Here is a 22474-nt window from a genome sequence, read left to right on the forward strand (position 1 = left end):
CGGTGTCGCCGACTCAAGCGGGCTCCTCCGTCGGCCGTATGAGCCTGGTGCCGCTGCGCTGATTGGCTCGCTCGCTCTGCTCGCTCACGCCCCAACCTTCTCGCATTCCCGGGCCAAACGGTGCGTAGAACACGGCCCGGTGACCCCGATGTTACCGGGGACTTCGCGGCGGCGGCGCGGAGTTCACGAGGGCGAGCAGATGCTCGCGAGCGACACGCTCGACTATCTCGGGCGTCGCGTCGACCCCCAGATGCTCGGCGCAGGCTCGTACGTCGGCCACACACCGTGCCACGGTGTCGAGCGGAACGGTGACGAACTCAGCGGTCAGAGCGCTGTTCACGGAGTCGTGGAACGTCGCTGTGCCGTCGGCGAAGCTGATGACGAGAGCGGGCATGTGTGTCGCATTCCTCCGGTTTGTCCGGGGAGCGATCCCCCGGATGGACAGCGGGGCGTGCGTTCTCATTCCACAACTTATCAAGCGGGTGTCAAGCCTTCTGCGCGTAACGTCCGAAGCTGACCCCGATCCTGACTCGATTTGTCGACTCCGAAGTAAACGAGTGTCCCCGAAGGGGGAGCCAAATCGCCAATCAGTCAGTAGCCTGATCTTGCTTGGGGCACCGGCGGAGACGAGGTGGGCAGTTGTCGGGACGGTCCGGCTTGATCCTGCTAGGGTCCTGGCCGCATACGTTCGATGGCGTCGGTGACGATCATGCCGGCGTTTCGAAAGGGCAGTGGGAGCGGCGTCGGGCTCGGGCCGGCGCAGGTCGGCGAGGGCGAGGACGTGAGACACGCGGGAGGGACCGGACCACCCGCACCGCGGCGCGGGTGCCGCCGCGACCCTCGGAGGAGGGCGGACACGGTGGGAGACGGCGCCGCCGTTCGGCTCCGGCGAAACGGTGGCCGGGTGATGCCCACACCGGGAACCTGGCGCGTTAGCGCGGAACTCCCGGCCTCCGGACCGGGAAGGTCCGTAGTATGCGCCGACCGCATCATGGGCGGGGCTTCCGTCCGCACACACCCATCGCCGATGATGTACTGCAGGATCCGGTCCCCCGGAGCCGCGCTACGCCAATTCGCAAGTTTGGAGATGTGCCTCGTGGGAGACCCTGGCACGCGACGGAGGTGCCGACCATGAGCGCCGAGACCTCCGTGCCCCGTCCCCGGGAGTCGGGTATGGACATCTCAGACCCTGGCCTGTTGCAGGGCTTGTTGTCGCAGTCGCCGTTCGCCTTCGCGTTCTTCGACCCCGACGGCCGTTTCCAGCGGGTCGACGAGGTCTTCGCCGACGTGGTGGGCCTCCCGGTCGAGCGCCTGGTGGGCCGGGCCCCGGGCGAGCTGCTCTCCGCCGACCTCACCGCGCTCGTGGAGGACTCGGTCCGTGGCGTCGTCGAGGGCAGCCACGTCGAGACGGACCAGCGGATCCGGGTGCGCACCGCGGACGGGCAGACCCATCACTGGTCGCTGACGTTCTCCCCGATCCACGACGAGAAGGGCACGCTCCGCGCGGTCTGCCTGGTCGGCGTGGACATCACCGAGAGCAGGCAGATCGAGGAGGACCTGCGGCGCAGCGAGGAGCGTTACCGCTCGCTGGTCGAGGCCCAGTCCCAGCTCGTGTGGATCACCGCCCCGAGCGGGGCCGTGCTGGAGGACGCGCCGCAGTGGCGTGCCATCACCGGCCAGGGCCTGGAGGAATACCTCGCGCACGGCTGGCTGGAGGCCGTCCACCCCGACGACCGTCCGCACGCGGAGGAGGCCTGGCGGGAGGCGCTGCGCGGCCGGATCATGTTCGAGTGGAACTACCGGGTCCGCACCCGTGCCAGCGGTTACCGCCACTTCGAGGTGCGCGCGGTCCCGATCATCCGGCACGGCCGGGTGGTCGAGTGGGTGGGTGCCAACACCGATGTCACCCCGCAGCGCGAGGCCGAGGAGATGCGCGGCCGGCTGACCGACCAGCTCGGCGCCGCCGCGCTGCGGACAGCGCGGCTGCAGGGCGCCACGGCGCTGCTTGCCGAGGCGCTGACCGTCGAGCAGGTCGTCCAGGTCATCATCGATGTGGGCCGTACGGCACTGGCGGCCGACCGTTCGGCCGTGGCCTTGCTCGATGTCGACCGGGCCGTGCTGAAGCTGGTCAACAGCGGTGGCATCCCGGATGTTCCCGGCGCGCCCGGTGAGGAGATCCCGCTCTCGCACTCCAGCGTGATGACCATGGCGGTGAACAGCCGCCGCCCGGTTTTCGCCGAATCACCGGAAAGCCTGCGTTCCCAGCTTGTGGACGCCGGAGGCGACGAGGAGACCGTCAACGACTTCGTCGTCTACAGCGATGAGCGGGCCTGGGTCGGCCTGCCGCTGCTGGCCGCGGGGCGCGCGCTCGGCGCGCTGCGGTTCTCCTTCACCCGCTCGCAGAAGATCTCCCAGGAAGACGGCGTGTTCCTGGAGGCGCTCGCCGGCCAGTGCGCGCTGGCCGTCGAACGGGCCACCTTGTTCGAGCGTGAGCACCGCACCGCCGAGACGCTCCAACGCAGCCTGCTGCCCGACCGCCTGCCGGTGGTGCGCGGCCTCGTGCTGGCTCAGCGCTTCCGCTCGGGAAGCCGCCACGTGCAGGTCGGCGGTGACTGGTACGACGCGTTCGTGCTGCAGGACGGCCGGGTCGCGGCGGTCGTCGGCGACGTCATGGGCAAGGGCGTCAAGGCCGCAGCCGGAATGGGCCGTATTCGCAACGCCATGCGGGCCCTGGCACTGACCAACCCGCCGCCTGCGGCCGTTCTCACCGGCCTGGACAGGGTCTTTGAGGCCACGGAGGAAGAAGAGCAGGTCACGACCCTCGCCTACATGGTCGTGGAGCCCGGCACGGGGGAGGGCACGCTGGCGCTGGCCGGCCACCCGCCGCCGCTGCTGGTCTCGCCGCAGGGGGTGCCGCTGCTGTGCGAGGGTGAGCCGGGCACTCCGCTCGGCTGGCCGACCAGCCGCAGGCAGTTCCGGTTCTGCGTCCCGCCCGGCCACACCGCTGTCCTGTATTCGGATGGTCTGGTGGAGAACCGGAAGCGTGGGCTGGATGCCGGGCTCGCTGAACTTTGCTCTGTTGTGACCGAAGCGCCACCCGAAGTCGTCGGAAGCCCGCACATGTTGCTGGATTTCCTTGTAGATCGGATGTTGTCCGGGTATGAGCAGGATGACGACGTCACGGTGCTGGCGATTCATGTTCCTCCAGCCACGAAGAGTGACTGAATGAAACAGTCATAAGGGTTGCTTTCGGGTATCGGTGCCTCGCTTCCGTACGCACTACTCTCTTGGTCGGCCTAGGGTGGAGGGCAACCGCCAGGAGGCGGCCGTATGGATCACGGTGTCGTGCCACAATGCTGGACAGGTGCGTCGCGGTTCGCGGCCTTGTTCATCATGACAGCTAGAGGTATCCGCCCCTAGTGGGCATCTGGGTCCATTCTCGTCACGCTTTCCTTCGAGAGGTGTTCGTGTCGCCTGCAAGTTCGACTCGCTCGAAGCCATCCGAGCTGAACGAGCCCGTCATTCAGCAGCTGATGGAGCGGGGGCGCTCGCAGGGGTTCCTCGAGTCCGAGGATGTCCGCAAGGCCGTCGAGGAAGCGGACATTCCGATGGCGCAGGTCGCTGGAATCCTGCGCAGCCTCAGCAAAGAGGGCATCACCGTACGGCTGACCGCTGAGGACTCTGCGGCTCCCAAGAAGTCCCGGACTTCGAACAAGCGCCGCACCCCCGCCACTCCCGCCACAATCAAGAAGACCAAGACCGCCGCGGCGGCCAAGGAGCAGCCGGAGACCGTCACCGCGGTCGTCAGCGGCTCCGATCCCGCGCCCGCGGCCAAGAAGCCGGCGGCTCCGGCCAAGAAGGTCGCCCCGGCTGCCAAGAAGCCCATCCCCGGCCCGCCGAAGAAGGCGGGATCAGAGGCGCCCGCACTCGCGGCCGCGTCCGACCCCAAGCCGAAGCCGGCCGGGGGCGAGGACGACGAGGTCATCGACCTTGAGGACGACGTCGAGATCGAGGACTTCGAAATCGAGGTAGAGGTCGAGACCGAAGGGGAGGCCGAAGTCGAGACCGAAGCCGAGACCGAGACCGAGACCGAAGAGGAGCCGAAGGTCGAGGTCGTCGGGCAGAACGAGGATGAGGTCCTCATCCTCTCCGACGATGACGACGACGCTCCCGTGGCGCAGGTCGCGGCGGCCGGTGCCACCGCCGACCCGGTCAAGGACTACCTGAAGCAGATCGGCAAGGTTCCGCTGCTCAACGCCGAGCAGGAGGTCGAGCTCGCCAAGCGCATCGAGGCGGGTCTGTTCGCCGAGGAGCAGCTCGGCACCGACGGGCCCAGGCTTCCGGTGGACGTCCGGGCCGAGCTCGAATGGATCGCCGAGGACGGTCGCCGTGCCAAGAACCACCTGCTGGAGGCCAACCTCCGCCTGGTGGTCTCGCTGGCCAAGCGCTACACCGGCCGCGGCATGCTCTTCCTGGACCTGATCCAGGAAGGCAACCTGGGCCTGATCCGTGCGGTCGAGAAGTTCGACTACACCAAGGGTTACAAGTTCTCCACCTACGCCACGTGGTGGATCCGGCAGGCGATCACCCGCGCCATGGCCGACCAGGCGCGGACCATCCGCATACCGGTCCACATGGTCGAAGTGATCAACAAGCTGGCTCGCGTGCAGCGGCAGATGCTCCAGGACCTCGGTCGTGAGCCCACTCCCGAGGAGCTGGCCCGCGAGCTCGACATGACCCCGGAGAAGGTCGTCGAGGTCCAGAAGTACGGCCGTGAGCCGATCTCCCTGCACACCCCGTTGGGTGAGGAGGGAGACAGCGAGTTCGGTGACCTCATCGAGGACTCCGAGGCGATCGTCCCGGCTGACGCGGTCAGCTTCACGCTCCTGCAGGAGCAGCTGCACTCCGTTCTGGACACGTTGTCCGAGCGCGAGGCGGGTGTGGTCTCGATGCGGTTCGGTCTCACCGACGGTCAGCCGAAGACCCTGGACGAGATCGGCAAGGTCTACGGGGTGACGCGTGAGCGTATCCGGCAGATCGAGTCCAAGACCATGTCCAAGCTCCGTCACCCGTCCCGGTCCCAGGTGCTGCGCGACTATCTGGACTGAGGTCATCCCGATGAGGGGTCCGCGCCGTACGGTGCGGACCCCTCATCATCGGGAGAGGAGCCCCCGACCGAGGTCATCGGACGGGGGCGTCCTTTCGGGTCACACCATGACGTCCAGGGTCCACGGGCGCCTGCCGGTGGGAGCCGGACCGAGGCTGACGGCGTGTCCCAGGCTGTCCAGGGCCTTGACCAGGTCCTCCGGCGTCCGCGGGTCGCCGTCCCCTTCCAGCAGGGAGCGGGCGATCACTCCCCGGGTGGCCTTCGCCATGTGGCTGACGACCTTGCCGTCCCTCAGTACCCGCACCGCCACCGCCCGGGTGCCGGGCTGCCAGGCCGGTGTGTAGGTGCTGGAACGCAGGTCCACCACCAGACCGGCTCGGTCATCGAGCACGGGGGTGACCGTCCGGCGCCAGTAGGCCCCCAGCCCGCCCAGAGGCGGCAGCCTCACGCCCATGGACAGGCGATACGGCGGCACCCGGTCGCCGATCCGGAGCAGCCCCCACAGCCCGGAGAAGATCACGATACTTTCCGCCGCCCGCTCGGCCGCCTCGGGGGTCAGCGAGGAAAGGTCGAGGTTGTCATAGAGGACCCCGGTGTAGAGCTCGGCGGCGGTCAACGTGGGAGCGGCTCGCAGCTCGCGGTTCTTGCCGATCTCGCCGAGTTGCCCTGGAGACAGCCCGAGCACGGCCTGTGCCCGAGGTCCCGCACAGAGCGCGACGAGCGCGTTCACAGCGGCCTCACGGGGCGCGTTCAGAGACGGGAAACTCATCCGGTCCAGGTCAAGAGGCGGGCCGTCGCCCAGCTTGGCCTTTCCCTCTGAGGGAGGCAGCAGAATCAGCACAGTCGCCGAGCGTAGTGCGAGGGCCGGATCCCGGGATCCTCAGGCTGTGATCGAGGGGGGCTTTCCGGCCGACCGCACAGCGGGGATCGGGTGGATGCCGCGATGATGCCATCGAAGGCCGGAGGACCGTCACCGCAGGCCGGAGGTCTGGGCACGCTCGCGATGAGGTGCGCCGGCAGCGGGCCGCGATGTACGCTCCGCCCGTGACGGCACCGCTCCCGAGGCGGATGGCGCGCTTCGAGCACGTCTGCATCGTCATGGCGCCGCAGACATGCGAGACATGATGTGCGCCCCGCTCTCACACAGGTGAGAGCGAGGCGCACGGAAGACATATTTGATCGTGGTGGAGTCAAACACCGCGACCCGGCCGCTCTGGGAGCGGCGGGGCTTCACGATGTCAGGCCGATATCCCTATCGGGTCCGATGACTCCTACCGTTCGTTGTTTTCTGCTGTTGAAGAGGTGTCGCTGAGGCGCGCCGACTCGTCCTGGATGTCGGCGCCCTTGGCTCGCAGCACAGCTACGTGCTGCCGCCCGTGGTGGGCGCAGAAGAGCAGCTCCCCACCTACGGGCAGGGTCGCGCGGATGTAGGCCTGGGCGCCACACCGGTCACAGCGGTCCGTGGCCTTCAGCTGCTTGGCGGGGGCGAGGGTTCCAGTCACGTATCGCCTTTCAGGTCATCCCCTTGCGGAGGATCTGGCGTCAGTCACTTGAGAGAACATCTAACCCCATGGGAACCTTCCCAACCGACCCCCCGCTACGCCGAGAGCGGAAAGTGTCCGGAAGTAACGGTGAGCACGCCGGAGGTAACGCCGTTGGCTCCCTGATGGCAAGCTTGTACGCGGTGCAGCGGGAAGAACGGTAGGCTGCGCACACGTGTTCGAGCAGAGTGGGAGTGGGTGTGACCGCAGTTAGCGTGGAGACGGGTTATACAGCCCGTCATCTGTCGGTGCTGGAGGGTCTCGAAGCCGTCCGCAAGCGCCCGGGCATGTACATCGGGTCAACCGACAGTCGCGGTCTCATGCACTGCCTCTGGGAGATCGTTGACAACGGGGTCGATGAGGCCCTCGCCGGCTACTGCACCCGCATCGAGGTCGAGCTGCACCCCGACGGGTCCATCGAGGTGCGCGACAACGGCCGCGGCATCCCGGTCGACGTCGAGCCCAAGAGCGGCCTGGCCGGAGTCGAGCTCGTCTACACCAAGCTGCACGCGGGCGGTAAGTTCGGCGGCGGCTCCTACGGCGCCTCGGGCGGCCTGCACGGTGTCGGCGCGTCCGTGGTCAACGCCCTGTCCTCGCGGCTGGACGTCGAGGTCGACCGCGACGGCCGGATCCATGAGATCAGCTTCCGCAGGGGTGTCCCGGGCGTCTTCGACGGAGACGGGCCCACTGCCAAGTTCAAGAAGAAGTCCGGTCTGCGCGACGGTGGCACGCTCGCCCGCAAGGTCACCGGCACCCGGGTCCGCTTCTGGGTGGATCACCAGATCTTCCTGCCCGAGGCCGAGGTCTCCCTCGACGAGATCCATGTCCGCCTCCGCCAGACCGCCTTCCTGGTCCCCGGTCTCACCCTGGCCGTGCGGGACAGCCGCGGTGAGGAGGCCGTCGAAGAGGAGTTCCACTTCGACGGCGGCATCTCGGAGTTCACCGAGTTCCTCGCCCGTGACGAAGCCGTCTGCCAGGTGCTGCGGCTGCAGGGCGTCGGTCACTTCCACGAGACCGTGCCGGTCCTCGACGACCTGGGGCACATGACCCCCACCGAGGTCCAGCGCGAGCTCACCGTGGACGTCGCGCTGCGCTGGGGCAAGGGCTACGACACCACCGTCCGCTCCTTCGTCAACGTGATCGCCACCCCCAAGGGGGGCACTCACGTCAACGGGTTCGAGCGGGCCCTGGTCCGCACGCTCAACGAGCAACTGCGCGAGACCCGCCTGCTGAAGAACGGCGACGCCCCGGTCAGCCGGGAGGACATCTTGGAGGGCCTCACCGGTGTGGTGACCGTCCGAGTGCCGGAGCCGCAGTTCGAGGGCCAGACCAAGGAGGTCCTGGGCACCTCGGCCGCGTCCCGGATCGTCGCCCACGTCGTCTCCAGGGAGATCAAAGAGCTGTTCTCCAACCCGTCGCGCGTGCTCAAACCGCAGCTACGGGCGGCGCTGGAGAAGATCGTCGCAGCGGCCAAGGCGCGCATCGCCGCCCGTGAGCACCGGGACAATCAGCGACGTAAGACCGCCCTGGAGAACTCGGCGCTCCCGGCCAAGCTGGTGGACTGCCGCAGTGACGACGTGGACCGCAGCGAACTGTTCATCGTCGAGGGAGACTCGGCGCTCGGCACCGCCCGTGCGGCGCGTGACTCGGAGTTCCAGGCCCTCCTGCCGATCCGCGGCAAGATCCTGAACGTGCAGAAGGCGTCCGTCGCCGACATGCTCAAGAACGCCGAGTGCGCTGCGATCATCCAGGTCATCGGAGCGGGTTCGGGCCGCTCGTTCGACATCGAGGCCGCACGCTACGGCAAGGTCATCCTGATGGCCGACGCCGATGTCGACGGCGCGCACATCCGCTGCCTGCTGCTCACCCTGTTCCACCGCTACATGAAACCGATGGTCGAGGCCGGCCGTGTCTTCGCCGCCGTCCCGCCGCTGCACCGGATCGAGGTCTCCAACCCCGGCCGTGGGCAGAGCAGATACATCTACTGCTACTCCGACGCCGAGCTGCACCGAGTCCTGCGTGATCTGGAGCGCCGTGGCAAGCGCTGGAAGGACCCTGTGCAGCGCTACAAGGGGCTGGGGGAGATGGACGCCGACCAGTTGGCCGAGACGACCATGGAGCCTCGCCACAGAACCCTGCGCCGGGTCAGGATCGAGGACATCGAGGAGGCCGAGCGTATCTTCGCCCTCCTGATGGGCAGTGATGTGGCGCCGCGCAGGGAGTTCATCGTGGGCAGCGCGGCCGAGATCGACCGCGACCACATCGACGCCTGACCTCGCCCCGGCGAGGGTGCGCGGCTGCCCGCCCGTGGGCGAGGGCCGGCTTCCGCCCACGGGTCCGAGGCCCGTGGGCGATTGCCGGGTCGGTCAGTGCTCCGCCGGGCTCCGATCGTCGGTAGGACGCCGTATGTCGATCGGCATGATCCTGCCAGTGCGGACATCGTAGATGGCACCGCCGACGGGCAGGTCCGGTGGGAGGAACGGGCTGGTCCTGATGCGTGTCAGGTCATGGCGCAGGGCGGCCCTCTGGTCGGGGACGGTGTGAAACTCCAGGCTCCGGGTGTCGACGCCGTGCTGGGCGGCGAGTCCGTGTACGTCGTCGTCTGTGGCTTTCGACATGCCGCAGTCGGTGTGCGGCATGACCAGCACTCGTTTCACATCCAGAAGATAGACCGCCAGCACGAGCGTCCGCAGGACGTCGTCGGTCACCCGGGCTCCGGCGTTGCGCAGGATCTTGGCGTCACCGGCCTTCAGACCGAACACCCCCAGTGGATCGATGCGGGAGTCCATGCAAGTGACCACCGCCAGGCCGCGTGCTGCCCTACCGGTCAGCGCGGCGTCAGTGAACGTGGCGGAGAACTCTTCGTTTGCGGCCAGCAGGTCGTCGAAGGAACCCACGGGTACACCTCTCGGTCAACGGATCAACCTGCTAATAATCCCGCATGCCCGTTTCATCTGAGTTGCTGGGTGCCTCTCTCCGGCCCGACTTGAGGAAGATCCCACAGCCTCCGCGCGCTGTACGTAATCATGGTGTGACGTAAAGTGCGAAAACTGGAGAGGGTCATGAGCAGGATCGAATCCCTGGCCGACTATCTGCGTGCCGAGGGCAGGCGGAAACTGGACCGGGTGGAAGTCCGCGACGGGGGGCGTAACGCGCGTTCGGCGCTCGCTCTGCTCGATGCGGCGGCCTACACCCGGTCGCTCGGTGACGACGATCCGCTTGTGGCCGTTCTCGCTGAGGCCGGATGTTTCGGCCCACCTGGTCTCGACGGCTTCCGGCCGGACCGGCGGATCGTGGGGCTCATCCGATCCTGGGAGTCCGGTGAGCCCGGGCAGTTGCTGGCGGCGATCCGTTTCGCCCTGCAAGGTTCGCTGACCTGACCTGACCTGACCTGATCTGACCCGAACTGACCCGAACTGGCGTGACCTGGCCTGACGTGTCGCTCCGGTCGCCGTGGCCGTCCGAGATGCGCCGGGGTCGGAAGACGCGGTGGCACGAGGTTTGAGGCCGCCCGTCGGGGAAACGGGATCAAGGCCCTGGCGGTGGCACCGGCCAGGAGGGGCCTTGCCGGTGCGAAGGCGTGACACCGTGTCCCGTTGAATCCTCGGGAAACACCGCCATTGACTTAACAGTGGTGTTGCAAGGAGGTAAGCTGATCATGGCAATCGCACGGATGCGGTCGATCGTCCTCGACTGTCCCGACCCCGGTCGTCTCGCCCGCTTCTACAGTGCGCTCCTCGGCTGGGAGGTCACCTCTGTCGAGGACGACTGGGTGGTCGTCACCGACGGGCAGCCTGGGCGGCTCTGTTTTCAGCTCGCCGAGGACTACCAGGCGCCCGACTGGCCCGACCCGGACCGGCCCCAGCAGTTCCACATCGACGTGACGGTGGACGACCTCGATACGGCCGAGACCGAGGTGCTCGCGCTGGGCGCGGTCAAGCACACGCACCAACCAAGCGAGAAGGACGATTTCCGCGTCTTTCTCGACCCGGCGGGGCATCCGTTCTGCCTCTGCGTTGACTGAACGGCTCAGCACAGGCCGAGCCGCATGGGCCGGGCCTCCCGGAGGGGTGGGCGTTCCGCGCACCTGAGGGCTCCGTGAGGCCCGGAGGACTACTGCTCCGCGGGAGTCGGTCCCCCGCCGGTCTCGCCGGCCACACCGGTCGCGCCGAGGGCACCGCCGATGGCCGCCACCGTGTGGGTGAGGCGGACACCGGAGCCGTCGCGGCGGCCCAGCTCCTCGGGGAGCGGGACCGGCTTGCCCACCGTGGAGACCGCCCGGGCCGGAGCCGGCCCGGCCCAGGCGAGCAGCAGCACGTCCTCGCCCTTGAGGAAGCGCTGAACCCTGACACCGCCGGTGGCGCGCCCCTTGGCGGGATACTCGGCGTAGTCGGAGATCTTCGCGCCGCCGACCTGGGTGCCGGGCAGCGCGGTCGAGGAACCCGCGATCGTCACGACCCGCGCCTCCTGTGCCGGATCGACCACACCGAACCAGATCGCGGTGGTCGCACCGTCCAGCCGGACGCCGGCCATGCCGCCCGCCGGGCGACCCTGCGGGCGGACGTTGGCGGCGGGATAGCGCAGGAGCTGGGCGTCGGAGGTGATGAAGACCAGGTCGTGGTCCTCGGCGGTCAGCTCCACCGCCCCGATCACGGTGTCGCCCTCCTTCAGTCCGATGACCTCGAAGTCGTCGCGGTTCGCGGGATAGTCGGGGACGACGCGCTTGACCACGCCCTGGGCGGTGCCCAGAGCCAGACCGGGGCCGTCGGGATCGAGAGAACCGATGCCCACGACCGTCTCATCCGCGTTCAGGGCGACATGTTCGGAGACGGGATGACCGCCGGCCAGTGACGGCGGGTTGGCCGACGGGGGAAGCGTCGGCAGGTCGACCACCTGGACGCGGACCATCCGTCCCTGGTTGGTCACCACGCCCACTTCGCCTCTGACCGTGCTGTTCACCACGGAGACCAGCACGTCGTGGGCCGAGCGCTCGCCCTCGCCCGCCAGCGGGGAGGCGTCGGTCGTACGGGCCAGCAGACCGGTCGACGACAGCAGCACCAGGCACGGATCGTCGGCTACCTCCAGAGGCACCGAGACGTTCCTGGTGACGCCGGAGGACTCCAGCAGGACCGTACGGCGGGGCGTGCCGAAGGTCTTGGAGATCTGGGCGAGCTCGTCGGAGACGACCTTGCGGAGCTTGTCCTCGGAGGACAGGATCGCGGTCAGTTCGGCGATCTCGTTCTCCAGGGTCTCCTTCTCCTTCTCCAGCTCCAGCTTGTCGAAGCGGGTCAGGCGGCGCAGCGGGGTGTCCAGGATGTAGGCGGCCTGGATGTCCGACAGCTCGAAGACCTGCATCAGCCGCTCGCGCGCCTGGGAGGAGTCGTCCGAGGAGCGGATGACCTGGATGACCTCGTCGATGCTGAGCAGGGCGATGATGAGGCCCTCGACGAGGTGCAGGCGCTCCTCCCGCCTGCGGCGACGGTAGGCGGAGCGGCGGCGGACCACGTCGAGGCGGTGGTCCACGTAGACCTGGAGCAACTCGCGCAGGCCCAGTGTCCGCGGCTGGCCGTCGACCAGGGCCACGTTGTTGATGCCGAAGGTCTCCTCCATCGGCGTCAGCCGGTAGAGCTCCTCCAGGACGGCCTCGGGGATGAACCCGTTCTTGATCTCGATGACCAGGTTCAGGCCCCGGTGCCGGTCGCTGAGATCCTTCAGGTCGGAGATGCCCTGGAGCTTCTTGGCGGTGACCAGCTCTCTGATCTTGGTGACCACGCGCTCGGGACCGACGTTGAACGGCAGCTCGGTGACGATGATGCCCTTACGCCGGGGGCTGACCTGCTCCACCGAGCACTTGGCACGCATCCGGAAGGTCCCGCGGCCCTTGGCGTAGGCGTCGCGCACCCCCTCCAGGCCGATGATCGTGCCGCCGGTGGGCAGGTCGGGACCCGGGATGAACCGCATCAGGTCGTCGAGCGTGGCGTCCGGCTTCTTGATCAGGTGGCGGGCGGCGGCGACGACCTCGACGAGGTTGTGCGGCGCCATGTTGGTCGCCATGCCGACGGCGATACCGGTGGCACCGTTGACCAGCAGGTTCGGGAACGCCGACGGCATGACCGTGGGCTCGGTCTCCTGGCCGTCGTAGTTGGGCTTGAAGTCGACGGTGTCCTCGTCGATCGACTGCACCACGGCCATGGCCGCGGCGGCGAGCCGGGCCTCGGTGTAACGCATCGCGGCGGGCAGGTCGTCGGGGGAGCCGAAGTTGCCGTGCCCGTCGATCAGCGGCAGCCGCATCGAGAACGGCTGGGCCATGCGAACCAGCGCGTCGTAGATGGCGGTGTCACCATGCGGATGCAGCTTGCCCATCACATCGCCGACGACTCGTGACGACTTGACGTGCCCCCGGTCGGGCCGCAGGCCCATCTCGCTCATGGAGTAGAGAATGCGGCGCTGGACCGGCTTGAGGCCGTCCCTGGCATCGGGCAGCGCACGCTGGTAGATGACCGAATATGCGTATTCGAGGAAGCTGGTGCGCATCTCGGCGGAGACGTCGATGTCGACGATCCGCTCCTCGAAGTCCTCGTCAGTCGGGGGTGTGGTCGTCCGTCGGGCCATCTGATTTCCTGCGCGGGCACCTCGGCTTTCAGGCCGAGAGGTAAGCGCATCCTCCTTCTGTCTGCGTGGTGTAACGGTGGTCGTCGGCTCGCTGGAGGAGCGTCAGGCCGGTGGGCGGGGTATCGGTATATCCCGTGCCGGTGGCGATGCGGTAGCGTACGGCGGCGCGTCCTGTGCGCTCACGCGCGGGGAACGGAGCCGCCGGACACCTCCTTGATGATGACGGGGCTGATCCACGTGCTCAACCCCGATCACCATGATCGGATGCTGCGCCGCGAATGGATACCATACTCACGCCGCCCGACAGTTCAGGACCGCCTGCTGTCCGCGGGCGGGAGATCGGACGCCCGGTGGTGACGGGGGCCGGCTCCCGGCCATGGGCCTGGGGCGGGGCCCTCGTATTCGTCGCCGGGCGCGTTGATCCTGCTGTCGTAGACCCGGAACCCCCGTGCCCGGTAGTTGGCGAGCGCGACCGGGCTGTCGAGGGAGCAGGTGTGCAGCCACACCCGCCGGGTGGGCTCCCGGTCCGGCTGCCGCTCGGTGAGATCCCAGGCGCGGGCCGTACCGGCCTGGAGGAGGTGGCCGCCCACCCCCTTGCCGACGGCCCAGGACAGCAGGCCGAAGGAGGCGATCTCGACCGCCGCGTCGTCGCCGGGCAGCAGCTCGGCGTAGCCCGCCGGAGTGCCCCGGTGGTAGGCCACCCAGGTCTCCACGCCCCGGTCCAGCCAGTCGGCCCACTGCTGCCAGGTCCACGGCAGCCTGTTGGTCCAGTGCCAGTCGCCGCCCACGGCCGTGTTCAGGAACCGGCTGAACTCGGGTGAGACGACCTCGGCACGCACGATGTCGACCTCGACCTCCGGTGGTCTCGCGGGGAGCAGGTCGGAGCGTGAGGTCTGTTCCAGGTACCACGTCGTGACGTCCATATAAAGATGCATCAAACCACGGTGCGGAGCTTGACCGGTCCGTCCCTTCAGGTCCCGGTCATATCCCGGTCACGTCCTGGGAGGTCGGCCGTCGCACGGAGGACGAGCCGGTCCGGCGACGGCGCGCGGGGCCGGCCGGGTGGGCCCGCGCGGCTCAGGTTTCCACAAGGTGCGGAAGATCTACCCTGAACCGGATGCGCCGCCGGTACGGCCTTTTCGGTGTCGGCGGCATGACGGTCCGCCGCCCGGCTCGCCCGTATCCCGTCCGGCGGCTCCGCGGTCACGGTGCTCATCCCGGGTTCGGGGCGCCGCGGGCGGTCGCCGATGCGCGATCCGTTATGGCCGGTGGGCCGTACCGGCAGGAAACAGTCGCCGGGACCTGGTACCAATGACCGGTGAGCGAAGAGCAGATGCTGCGAGAAGAGGCCGAGGGACGGCTGCGGGCGCTGGCCGGTGAGCACGCCCGGCTGCGTGAGGACCAGTGGGCGGCCATCAAGGCACTGGTCATGGACCGCCGCCGGGTGCTCGTGGTGCAGCGGACCGGCTGGGGCAAGTCGGCGGTCTACTTCATCGCCACCGCGCTCCTGCGCGAGCTGGGCGAGGGGCCGACCGTCATCGTGTCGCCGCTGCTGGCGCTGATGCGCAACCAGATCGCCGCCGCCGAGCGGGCCGGGATCAACGCGGTGACGATCAACTCGGCCAATCCCGAGGAGTGGGAGCAGGTCTACGGCCAGGTCGCCGAGGGCATGGTCGACGTGCTGCTGGTCAGCCCCGAGCGGCTCAACAACCCCGACTTCCGCGACCAGGTTCTGCCCGAGCTGGCCGAGAGCGCAGGCCTGGTCGTGGTGGACGAGGCGCACTGCATCTCCGACTGGGGCCACGACTTCCGTCCCGACTACCGCCGGCTGCGGACCATGTTCGAGGACCTGCCCGGAGGCGTGCCGATTCTGGCCACCACCGCCACGGCCAACGCCCGCGTCACCCACGACGTCGCCGAGCAGATGGGCGAGGAGACGCTCGTCCTGCGCGGCGCGCTGGAGCGTGAGAGCCTCCATCTGGGGGTGGTACGGCTACGCGGTGCCGAGCAGCGCCTGGCCTGGCTCGCCCAGACCCTGCACGAGCTGCCCGGCTCCGGGATCATCTACACACTCACCGTGGCCGCCGCCCAGGAGATCGCCGCCTACCTGCGTGAGCAGGGACACGAGGTGGCGGCCTACTCCGGGCAGACCGAGCAGGCAGAGCGGCTCGCCGCCGAGCAGGCCCTGCTCGACAACAAGATCAAGGCGCTGGTCGCCACCTCGGCGCTCGGCATGGGATATGACAAGCCCGACCTCGGATTCGTCGTCCATGTCGGCGCGCCGCCGTCGCCGGTCGCCTACTACCAGCAGGTCGGCCGTGCGGGACGCGGGGTCGAGCGGGCCGAGGTGATCCTGCTGCCCGGCGCCGAGGACCGGGAGATCTGGGCCTATTTCGCCTCGCTGGCCTTTCCGCCCGAGCAGGTCGTGCGGACCGTGCTCGCCGCTCTGGAAGAAGGGGGAGTGCTGTCCACGGCCGCCCTGGAGAACAGGGTGGACCTCAGCCGCACCCGGCTGGAGAGCATGCTCAAGGTGCTCGACGTGGACGGCGCGGTCCGGCGGGTCAAGGGCGGCTGGGAGGCCACCGGGGAGGAGTGGGCCTACGACGCCGACCGCTATGCCCGGGTCGCCGCGGAGCGCGAGGCCGAGCAGCGGGCCATGCTCGACTATCTCGACACCACCGAATGCCGGGAGATGTTCCTCCGCCACCGCCTGGACGACGAGACCGCCACTCCGTGCGGGCGCTGCGACAACTGCACGGGCACGCACCGCTCGCCAGAGGTCGAGGCGCGGGCGGTGGAGCGGGCCGCGGAGAGCCTGCAGCGGCCCGGAGTGGAGATCGAGGCGCGCAGGCAGTGGCCGACCGGGCTGGCCGATCTCAAGGGCCGGATCAAGCCCGAGCTGGGCGCCGAGCCGGGCCGGGTCCTGGGGCGGCTGACCGACATCGGCTGGGGCAACCGGCTGCGCGGGCTCCTCGCCGAAGGCTCCCCGGACGGCCCGGTCCCCGACGACGTCTTCGCCGCGGTGGTCACCGTGCTGTCGTCCTGGCAGTGGGCGCAGCGCCCGGTCGCCGTGGTCGCGATGCCCTCCGCGGGCCGCCCCCAGCTGGTGCGCAGCCTGGCCGAGCGGCTGGCGGAGGTCGGCCGGCTGACCTATCTGGGAGACCTCGGCTACCGGTCGGGCTCGCCCGGCCGCCAGTTCAACAGCGCTCAGCGGGTGCAGGCCGTCCGCGGCACGCTCGCCATGCCCGCGGCGCTCGGCGCGGCGATCGCCGGGGCGGGCGGTCCGGTCCTGCTGGTCGACGACCGCGTCGACACCGGCTGGAGCATGACGCTCGCCGCCGCCATGATCCGCCATGCCGGGGCTCCCGCCGTACTGCCGCTGGCCCTCGCGGTGACGAGCTGACCGTAGTCGGCCGTGGCGCCGATGGGCACCCTCTCCGGCTCCACCCGAAGCCGGAGAGGCGGGCCGTACGGAGATCAGAGGCGGGGGCGGGCGCCCAGGTGGGAGATGGCCCTGGATGCCAGGCGGCAGCCGGAGGCCAGCGCCTCGGCGGGGGGCTTGCCGTCCAGCCAGACGGGCAGGAAACCGGCGGTGAACGCGTCACCGGCACCGGTGCCGTCGGCCACGCGTTCCACGCTCTCCGCCGAGACCCGGACCGGATCGGTGCGGTTGTTGGCGTACCACAGGGCGCCCTCGTCGTTGAGTTTGACGACGACCTGGGGGAACCAGGCAGTGAGCACCTTCGCGGCCGCGGCGGGATCGTCGCGGCCCGTCAGGACCTTGGCCTGGTCGGCGTTGGCGAACAGCAGCTTGACGTTCTGGGTCCACTCGAGGAAGGGCTCGGCCCCGGTGCGCTCCAGAGGGGCCGAGGAGGAGCAGTCGACCGAGACGGACATCCCCGCGCGCCGCGCCATCTCCAGGGCGGCGAGACCCGCATCGCGGGAACCCTCGTTGATCAGGGTGTATCCCGAAAGGTGCAGGTGACCGCCCGGGGAGAACAGGTCACGAGGCAGATCCTCGGGGGCCAGGGCGGCGTTCGCCCCGGGGTCGGAGAGCATGGTGCGCTCGCCCTTGTGGGTCACGAGCACCACGCAGGTGCCCGTCGGCCGCTCGGGGTCCATGACGAGGCGGGCGTCGACGCCGTAGCCCATCAGCTCCATGTCACGGTTGCGTCCCGTGATGTCGGCGCCGCGACGTCCGATGAAGGCCACCTCGGCGCCCTCGACGGCGAGCCAGGAGGCGATGTTGGCACCCGAGCCCCCGCCGTGCATGGTGACGATCGCCGGCGTGTCACTGGCTCTGGCCAGTGGGTAGCGAGCCCGCGCAACCGCGTCGGTCATGAGATCACCCACCACGACCACCCGCGCCATGATGTCACCACCTTGCTGCCTTCGATGCTGACGTGCCTCTAGCCGCGAAAAACTTAACAGCTTCCGACAAGCGTATGGGGTCGGGATCGGACACCGGGCCATAGTCGATGCACAAGCGTTGCGTGAGCTTGCCCCGCTGGTCCGTCATGTGGGATTCGCGTTTACTCTCGGGACTGTGGAGGTTTCTCAGTATCCTGCTCACTGGGAGGCGGATGTCGTCCTGTCGGACGGCGGCACCGCCCATGTGCGCCCGATCCGGTCCGCCGACGCCGACCGGTTGCGCTCCTTCTATTCCCGGCTGTCCGAGGAGTCGATCTACTTCCGCTTCTTCGGACCCCGGCCCCGGCTGTCGGACCGGGAGATCTCCCGGTTCACCAACGTCGACTACGTCGACCGCGTCGCGCTGATCGCGACGATCGGCACGGAGATGGTGGCGGTGATCCGTTACGACCGGATCGAGGCCGGAGAGGCGGAGGTGGCCTTCCTCGTCGAGGATGCCCATCAGGGGCGCGGAGTCGCCTCCGTGCTGCTGGAGCACCTGGCCGCGACCGCCAGGGAGCACGGGATCGGCCGGTTCGTCGCCGACGTGCTGCCCGCCAACCAGAAGATGATGGCGGTGCTCAAACAGGCGGGCTACACCGCGCAGAGCCGTTTCGCCGACGGCGTGGTCCGGATGACCCTCGACCTCACCCCGACCGAGACGGCCCAGGAGGTGACCGCCTCCCGGGAGCACCGGGCCGAGTCGCGTTCGATCGAGCGGCTGCTCTCCCCGGGCTCGGTGGCGGTCGTCGGTGCGGGCCGGGAGCCGGGTGGCGTCGGCCAGACCGTTCTCCGCAACCTGCTCGGCGCGGACTTCACCGGTCCGGTCTATCCGGTCCACCGCGAGGTACGGGCCGTCGCCGGAGTGCGGGCCTACCCGAGTGTGACGGCCATCGACGGTGAGGTGGACCTCGCTGTGCTGGCCGTACCCGCCGACGGGGTGATCGAGGTGGTGAAGGAGTGCGCGGAGAAGGGCGTGCGCGGGCTGATCGTGGTCTCCTCCGGCTTCGGTGAGACCGGCGCGGAGGGGCGGGCCAGGCAGGACGAGCTGGTCCGCATCGCCCGCGCGTACGGCCTGCGCGTCGTCGGCCCCAACTGCCTCGGCATCGCCAACACCGACCCGGCGGTGCGGCTGAACGCCACGCTCGCCGCGACCGTCCCCGGGCGGGGCCGTGTCGGCTTCTTCAGCCAGTCCGGCGCCTTGGGGACGGCGCTGCTGCAGCGGGTGGCCCAGCGCGGCATGGGCATCTCCTCGTTCGTGTCGGCGGGCAACCGCGCCGACGTCTCCGGCAACGACCTGCTTCAGTACTGGGAGGAGGACCCGCAGACCGATGTGATCCTGCTCTATCTGGAGTCGCTGGGAAACCCCCGCAAGTTCGCCCGCCTGTCCAGGCGGATCTCCCGGCGCAAGCCGATCGTGGTGGTCAAGAGCGGGGGCACCACCCAGGGCGTGCCCCTCGGCCATGCCGCGCCCGTGCTGGGCCTGCCCGACCCCGTGCTGAGCTCGCTGTTCGAGCAGGCGGGGGTGATCAGGGTCGACGACCTGATCCAGCAGTTCGACGTGGCGCAACTCCTGGCCTACCAGCCGCTGCCCGAGGGGTCCAGGGTCGGCCTGGTGAGCAATTCCGACGCGCTGGCCCTGCTCGCGGTCGACGCCTGCGCGCGGGCCGGGCTCGAACCACGCCCGCCGGTCAACCTCGGTGCGCGGGCCGGAGCCGCCGAGTTCGGCACGGCCCTCGCCTCGCTGATCCCGGACGTGGACGCGGTGGTCGCGATCTACATGCCGCCGATCCCCGGCGGGGCCGACGAGGTCGCCGCCGAGCTGTTGCGCGTCTCCCGTGACAGCGGCAAGCCGGTGCTGGCCACCTTCGAGGGCAGAATCGGCATGCTGCCGGAGCTGCAGGTCGGCACCGTCCCCGAACACGGTTCGATCCCGTCCTACGCGGCGCCGGAGGAGGCTGTCCGCGCGCTGGCCCATGTCGTACGGTACGCACGCTGGCTCAAGCAGCCCGCCGGCGTGCACGAGGAGATCGAGGACGTCGACACGGCGGCGGCGCGGCGGCTCGTGCTGGCCGGCCTGGAGGGGGAGGCCCCGGCCGAGATCGACGCCTCGGAGCTGCTCGCCTGCTACGGGCTGACCGTGTGGCCGGCACGGGTGGTGGACTCCCCGGAGGAGGCGGTCGGGGCGGCCGAGCGGCTGGGCTGGCCGGTGGTGCTGAAGGCGGCCGATCCGGAGGCGGCCAAACGCGCGGGCACCGTACGTCTCGGGCTCTCCGGCCCCGACGGGGTCCGCGAGGCGTTCGCGGGTCTGAGGGAGCAGCTCGGTCCCGACGCCGTGCTGGCGGTGCAGCGGATGGCCCCCCAGCCCGCGGTGCCCACCGTGGTCGGCGTCATCGAGGACTCCGCGTTCGGCGCGGTCGTCTCCTTCGGACTCGGTGAGGTCACCGCGAGGCTGCTGCGTGACGAGGCCTACCGGCTTGCCCCGCTGACCCGCGAGGACGCCGCCGAACTGGTCGGTTCGCCGCGTGCGGCCCCCCTGCTCTTCGGCGAGTACGGTTACCCCCCGGTCGCCGTCGAGGCGCTGGAGGATCTGCTGATCCGGGTTGGACGGCTGGCGGACGACCTTCCCGAAGTGGCCAGGCTCGACCTCGACCCGGTGCTGGTGGGAGAGACCGGGGTGATCGTGCTGGGCGCGCGCGCCGTACTGAGCAGCCCGGAGGGGCCCCGGCGCGACGGCGGGCCGCGCCGCCTCGGCTGAGGCCCGGCCCGTTCCGGTCGTGGACGGCCCGGCCGGACACGCCCGAGGGTACGGAACCTGCTTGACGCGGTTCGGTCAACCGGTCCCCTGGGAGAGGCTCATGACCAGCCCAATACCTACATATTTCTATAAAGAATCGAATTAAATCCTTGTGGCGGGTAAAGGCAGTCATAGTCGGCCAGGGTCACGATTTGCGCCGACGGCCGAACCGGGTGCGCACACGGTGAAAGCGCTGCCCCGGACAGGGCAGGATGGACCCATGAGGGAAACCCGACTCTCGGCCGCCGGCCTGCGTGACGCCATCGACCGCAGTGGCTACTATCCCGACCTGGTCGCCGACGCGGTTGACTCCGCCCTGGGCAAGGAGCAGGTGGGGGCCTACGTGGTGCACCACGAAGCCACCTTCGACCCGGCGATGGAGGTGCGCAGGCACGTCACCGTGCTCGTGCTCTCACCCACCCGGCTCCTCGTCTGCCACACCGACGAGCATCCACCGGTGGAGGGGGTGTCGGCCTCCCACGCCTCCACGACCACCGAGGCCGTGCGCCTCAGCCGCATCCAGTCTGTCGCCGTCACCCGTGTCGTCCCCGACCCCGCCTCCTACGTGCCGGGCGTGCCCCCCACGGAGGTCACGCTCACCATCGGCTGGGGGGCCATCTCCCACGTCGACCTGGAGCCGGCCACCTGTGGTGACGAGAACTGCGAGGCCGACCACGGATACACCGGCGCCGTGACGGCCGACGACCTCTCCCTGCGGGTGAGCGAGGCGGCCGACGGCCCCGAGGCCGTCTCCCACGTGCTCGCCTTCGCCAAGGCACTGTCGGAGGCTACCGCGCGCGCCGCCTCGTGACCCCCCTGATCCCCGCGTACGGCACGGTCTCGCTCGCCGATCTGTCCTCCTCCCTGCTCACCGTTGTCGGGGTGGACGGGAACAACCCGCTGGGACTGGCCCCGGCTGAGCGGGTCCTGCTGTTCCTCGTCGACGGCCTGGGCGCCGATCTGCTCCGCGCCCATCCGGAGGCCGCGCCGTTCCTGTCCGCCCGGCCGATCAGGGTGCTCACCGCGGGCTTCCCCGCGACCACCGCCACCAGCCTGGGCAGCCTGGGCACCGGCCGGCCGCCGGGAGAGCACGGCATGCTCGGCTACCAGCTCGCCGTGCCCGGCGCCGGCTACCTCCTCAACTGCCTGCGCTGGACCGTCCCGGGCCCGCCGATCCTCCCGGACGAATGGCAGCCCACCCCGACCGTCTACCAGCGCGCCACGGCGGCGGGAGTCTCCGCGAGCTACGTCGCCCCGTCGAAGTTCGAGACCACCGGATTCAACCAGGCCGTCTACCGCGGTGTGCGCTTCGTCGGCGCAGACGGGATCGACGACCGCGTCGAAGGGGTACGCCACGCTCTGGCCGAGCCCCGCTCCCACGTCACGGTCTACTACGGCAACCTCGACGCCGTCGGCCACCGGACCGGCTGGGGCAGCCCGCAGTGGCTGGACCAGCTCGCCGTCGTCGACCGGATGGCTGAGCGGCTGGCGGCCACGCTCCCGCCGGGCTCGGTGATGTACGTCACCGCCGACCACGGCATGGTCAACGTCACCGAACGGATCGATGCGGACACCCTGCCCGCGCTGCGCGAGGGCGTCGCGCTGCTCGGCGGCGAGACCCGCGCCCGGCACGTCTACACCGCCCCGGGCGCCACGGGGACCGTCCTCGAAACGTGGCGCGACATCCTGGACGGAAAGGCATGGGTGGTCTCCCGGGACGAGGCCGTCGAGTCAGGCTGGTTCGGGCCGCGGGTGCGCGCCGAATGGCTGCCCCGGATCGGCGACGTCCTCGCCGTGCCGTACACCGACTGCGCCGTCACCGCCTCGGTCGCCGAGCCCCACGAGTCATCGTTCATCGGCTGCCACGGCTCTCTCACGCCTGCCGAGCAGCGCATCCCCTTGCTGGAGGTGAGCACCCGTTGAGGCCACTCCCGTCCGGGCGCCTGCGGAGCACCCAGGGCATGGCGCCGTCCCGTGTTTCCTCCCCGGGGCCGAGCCCCGGGGCCG

Annotated in this window: 16 protein-coding genes; 9 read left to right on the top strand and 7 right to left on the bottom strand. The window is 69.6% G+C overall.

All coding sequences use genetic code 11. From position 1 onward, the window contains the following. Positions 1–151 precede the first annotated feature (151 nt). Positions 152–394, bottom strand: a complete 243-nt coding sequence (locus OHA77_RS32375) for a hypothetical protein (RefSeq protein WP_326824414.1) — start codon at positions 392–394, stop codon at positions 152–154. Positions 395–1131: 737 nt separating this feature from the next. Between OHA77_RS32375 and OHA77_RS32380 the strand changes: the two genes are divergently transcribed. Next, positions 1132–3225, top strand: a complete 2094-nt coding sequence (locus tag OHA77_RS32380; RefSeq protein ID WP_406313113.1) for a SpoIIE family protein phosphatase — start codon at positions 1132–1134, stop codon at positions 3223–3225. Positions 3226–3467: 242 nt separating this feature from the next. Continuing rightward, the gene (locus tag OHA77_RS32385) at positions 3468–5108 is read left to right on the top strand and encodes an RNA polymerase sigma factor (protein WP_406313114.1); all 1641 of its coding nucleotides are present in this window, start codon (positions 3468–3470) and stop codon (positions 5106–5108) included. A gap of 99 nt (positions 5109–5207) precedes the next feature. Here the strand turns inward: OHA77_RS32385 and OHA77_RS32390 are convergent, their stop codons facing one another. Beyond that, entirely contained in the window at positions 5208–5948 is a 741-nt protein-coding gene (locus OHA77_RS32390; RefSeq protein ID WP_406313115.1) for a YaaA family protein, read from the bottom strand. A gap of 430 nt (positions 5949–6378) precedes the next feature. Next, entirely contained in the window at positions 6379–6609 is a 231-nt protein-coding gene (locus OHA77_RS32395; RefSeq protein WP_326824410.1) for a hypothetical protein, read from the bottom strand. 239 nt (positions 6610–6848) lie between these two features. On the opposite strand from OHA77_RS32395, the gene OHA77_RS32400 reads away from it, so the two are divergent. Next, positions 6849–8921, top strand: a complete 2073-nt coding sequence (locus OHA77_RS32400) for a DNA topoisomerase IV subunit B (protein WP_326824409.1) — start codon at positions 6849–6851, stop codon at positions 8919–8921. Between the two features lie 93 nt (positions 8922–9014). Here the strand turns inward: OHA77_RS32400 and OHA77_RS32405 are convergent, their stop codons facing one another. Further along, on the bottom strand, positions 9015–9545 hold the full coding sequence (locus OHA77_RS32405; RefSeq protein ID WP_326824408.1) for a carbonic anhydrase: 531 nt from the start codon (positions 9543–9545) through the stop codon (positions 9015–9017). Between the two features lie 165 nt (positions 9546–9710). On the opposite strand from OHA77_RS32405, the gene OHA77_RS32410 reads away from it, so the two are divergent. Both OHA77_RS32410 and OHA77_RS32415 read left to right on the top strand, forming a co-directional pair. Beyond that, a complete protein-coding gene (locus OHA77_RS32410; RefSeq protein WP_406313116.1) occupies positions 9711–10028 on the top strand; it encodes a hypothetical protein in 318 nt (105 codons plus the stop codon). Positions 10029–10306: 278 nt separating this feature from the next. Next, entirely contained in the window at positions 10307–10672 is a 366-nt protein-coding gene (locus OHA77_RS32415) for a VOC family protein (RefSeq protein ID WP_406313117.1), read from the top strand. An 89-nt stretch (positions 10673–10761) separates the two neighbouring features. On the opposite strand, the gene OHA77_RS32420 is transcribed toward OHA77_RS32415, so the two are convergent. Further along, complete coding sequence (locus OHA77_RS32420; protein ID WP_406313118.1) at positions 10762–13260, bottom strand: DNA topoisomerase (ATP-hydrolyzing) subunit A; 2499 nt, start codon at positions 13258–13260, stop codon at positions 10762–10764. A 308-nt stretch (positions 13261–13568) separates the two neighbouring features. Further along, positions 13569–14183, bottom strand: a complete 615-nt coding sequence (locus tag OHA77_RS32425; RefSeq protein ID WP_406313119.1) for a GNAT family N-acetyltransferase — start codon at positions 14181–14183, stop codon at positions 13569–13571. Between the two features lie 410 nt (positions 14184–14593). Between OHA77_RS32425 and OHA77_RS32430 the strand changes: the two genes are divergently transcribed. After that, positions 14594–16663 carry a RecQ family ATP-dependent DNA helicase gene (locus OHA77_RS32430; RefSeq protein WP_406319913.1) on the top strand — a complete coding sequence of 690 codons (2070 nt, stop codon included), beginning with the start codon at positions 14594–14596 and terminating at the stop codon, positions 16661–16663. A 74-nt stretch (positions 16664–16737) separates the two neighbouring features. Here OHA77_RS32430 and OHA77_RS32435 read toward each other — a convergent pair whose 3' ends face one another. Then, positions 16738–17631: a sugar kinase gene (locus OHA77_RS32435; RefSeq protein ID WP_326824403.1), complete on the bottom strand. Its 894-nt coding sequence runs from the start codon at positions 17629–17631 to the stop codon at positions 16738–16740. A 175-nt stretch (positions 17632–17806) separates the two neighbouring features. On the opposite strand from OHA77_RS32435, the gene OHA77_RS32440 reads away from it, so the two are divergent. The 3 genes from OHA77_RS32440 to OHA77_RS32450 all read left to right on the top strand — a co-directional run bounded on the left by OHA77_RS32440 (position 17807) and on the right by OHA77_RS32450 (position 22390). Further along, complete coding sequence (locus OHA77_RS32440; RefSeq protein ID WP_406313121.1) at positions 17807–20428, top strand: GNAT family N-acetyltransferase; 2622 nt, start codon at positions 17807–17809, stop codon at positions 20426–20428. A 259-nt stretch (positions 20429–20687) separates the two neighbouring features. After that, complete coding sequence (locus OHA77_RS32445; RefSeq protein WP_326824401.1) at positions 20688–21278, top strand: DUF5998 family protein; 591 nt, start codon at positions 20688–20690, stop codon at positions 21276–21278. Further along, positions 21275–22390, top strand: coding sequence for an alkaline phosphatase family protein (locus tag OHA77_RS32450; protein WP_406313122.1), 1116 nt, complete (start codon positions 21275–21277; stop codon positions 22388–22390). The genes OHA77_RS32445 and OHA77_RS32450 overlap by 4 nt, the downstream gene beginning before the upstream one ends. Positions 22391–22474: the final 84 nt, after the last annotated feature.

The organism is Streptosporangium sp. NBC_01639, assembly GCF_045209755.1.
GTDB lineage: Bacteria > Actinomycetota > Actinomycetes > Streptosporangiales > Streptosporangiaceae > Streptosporangium.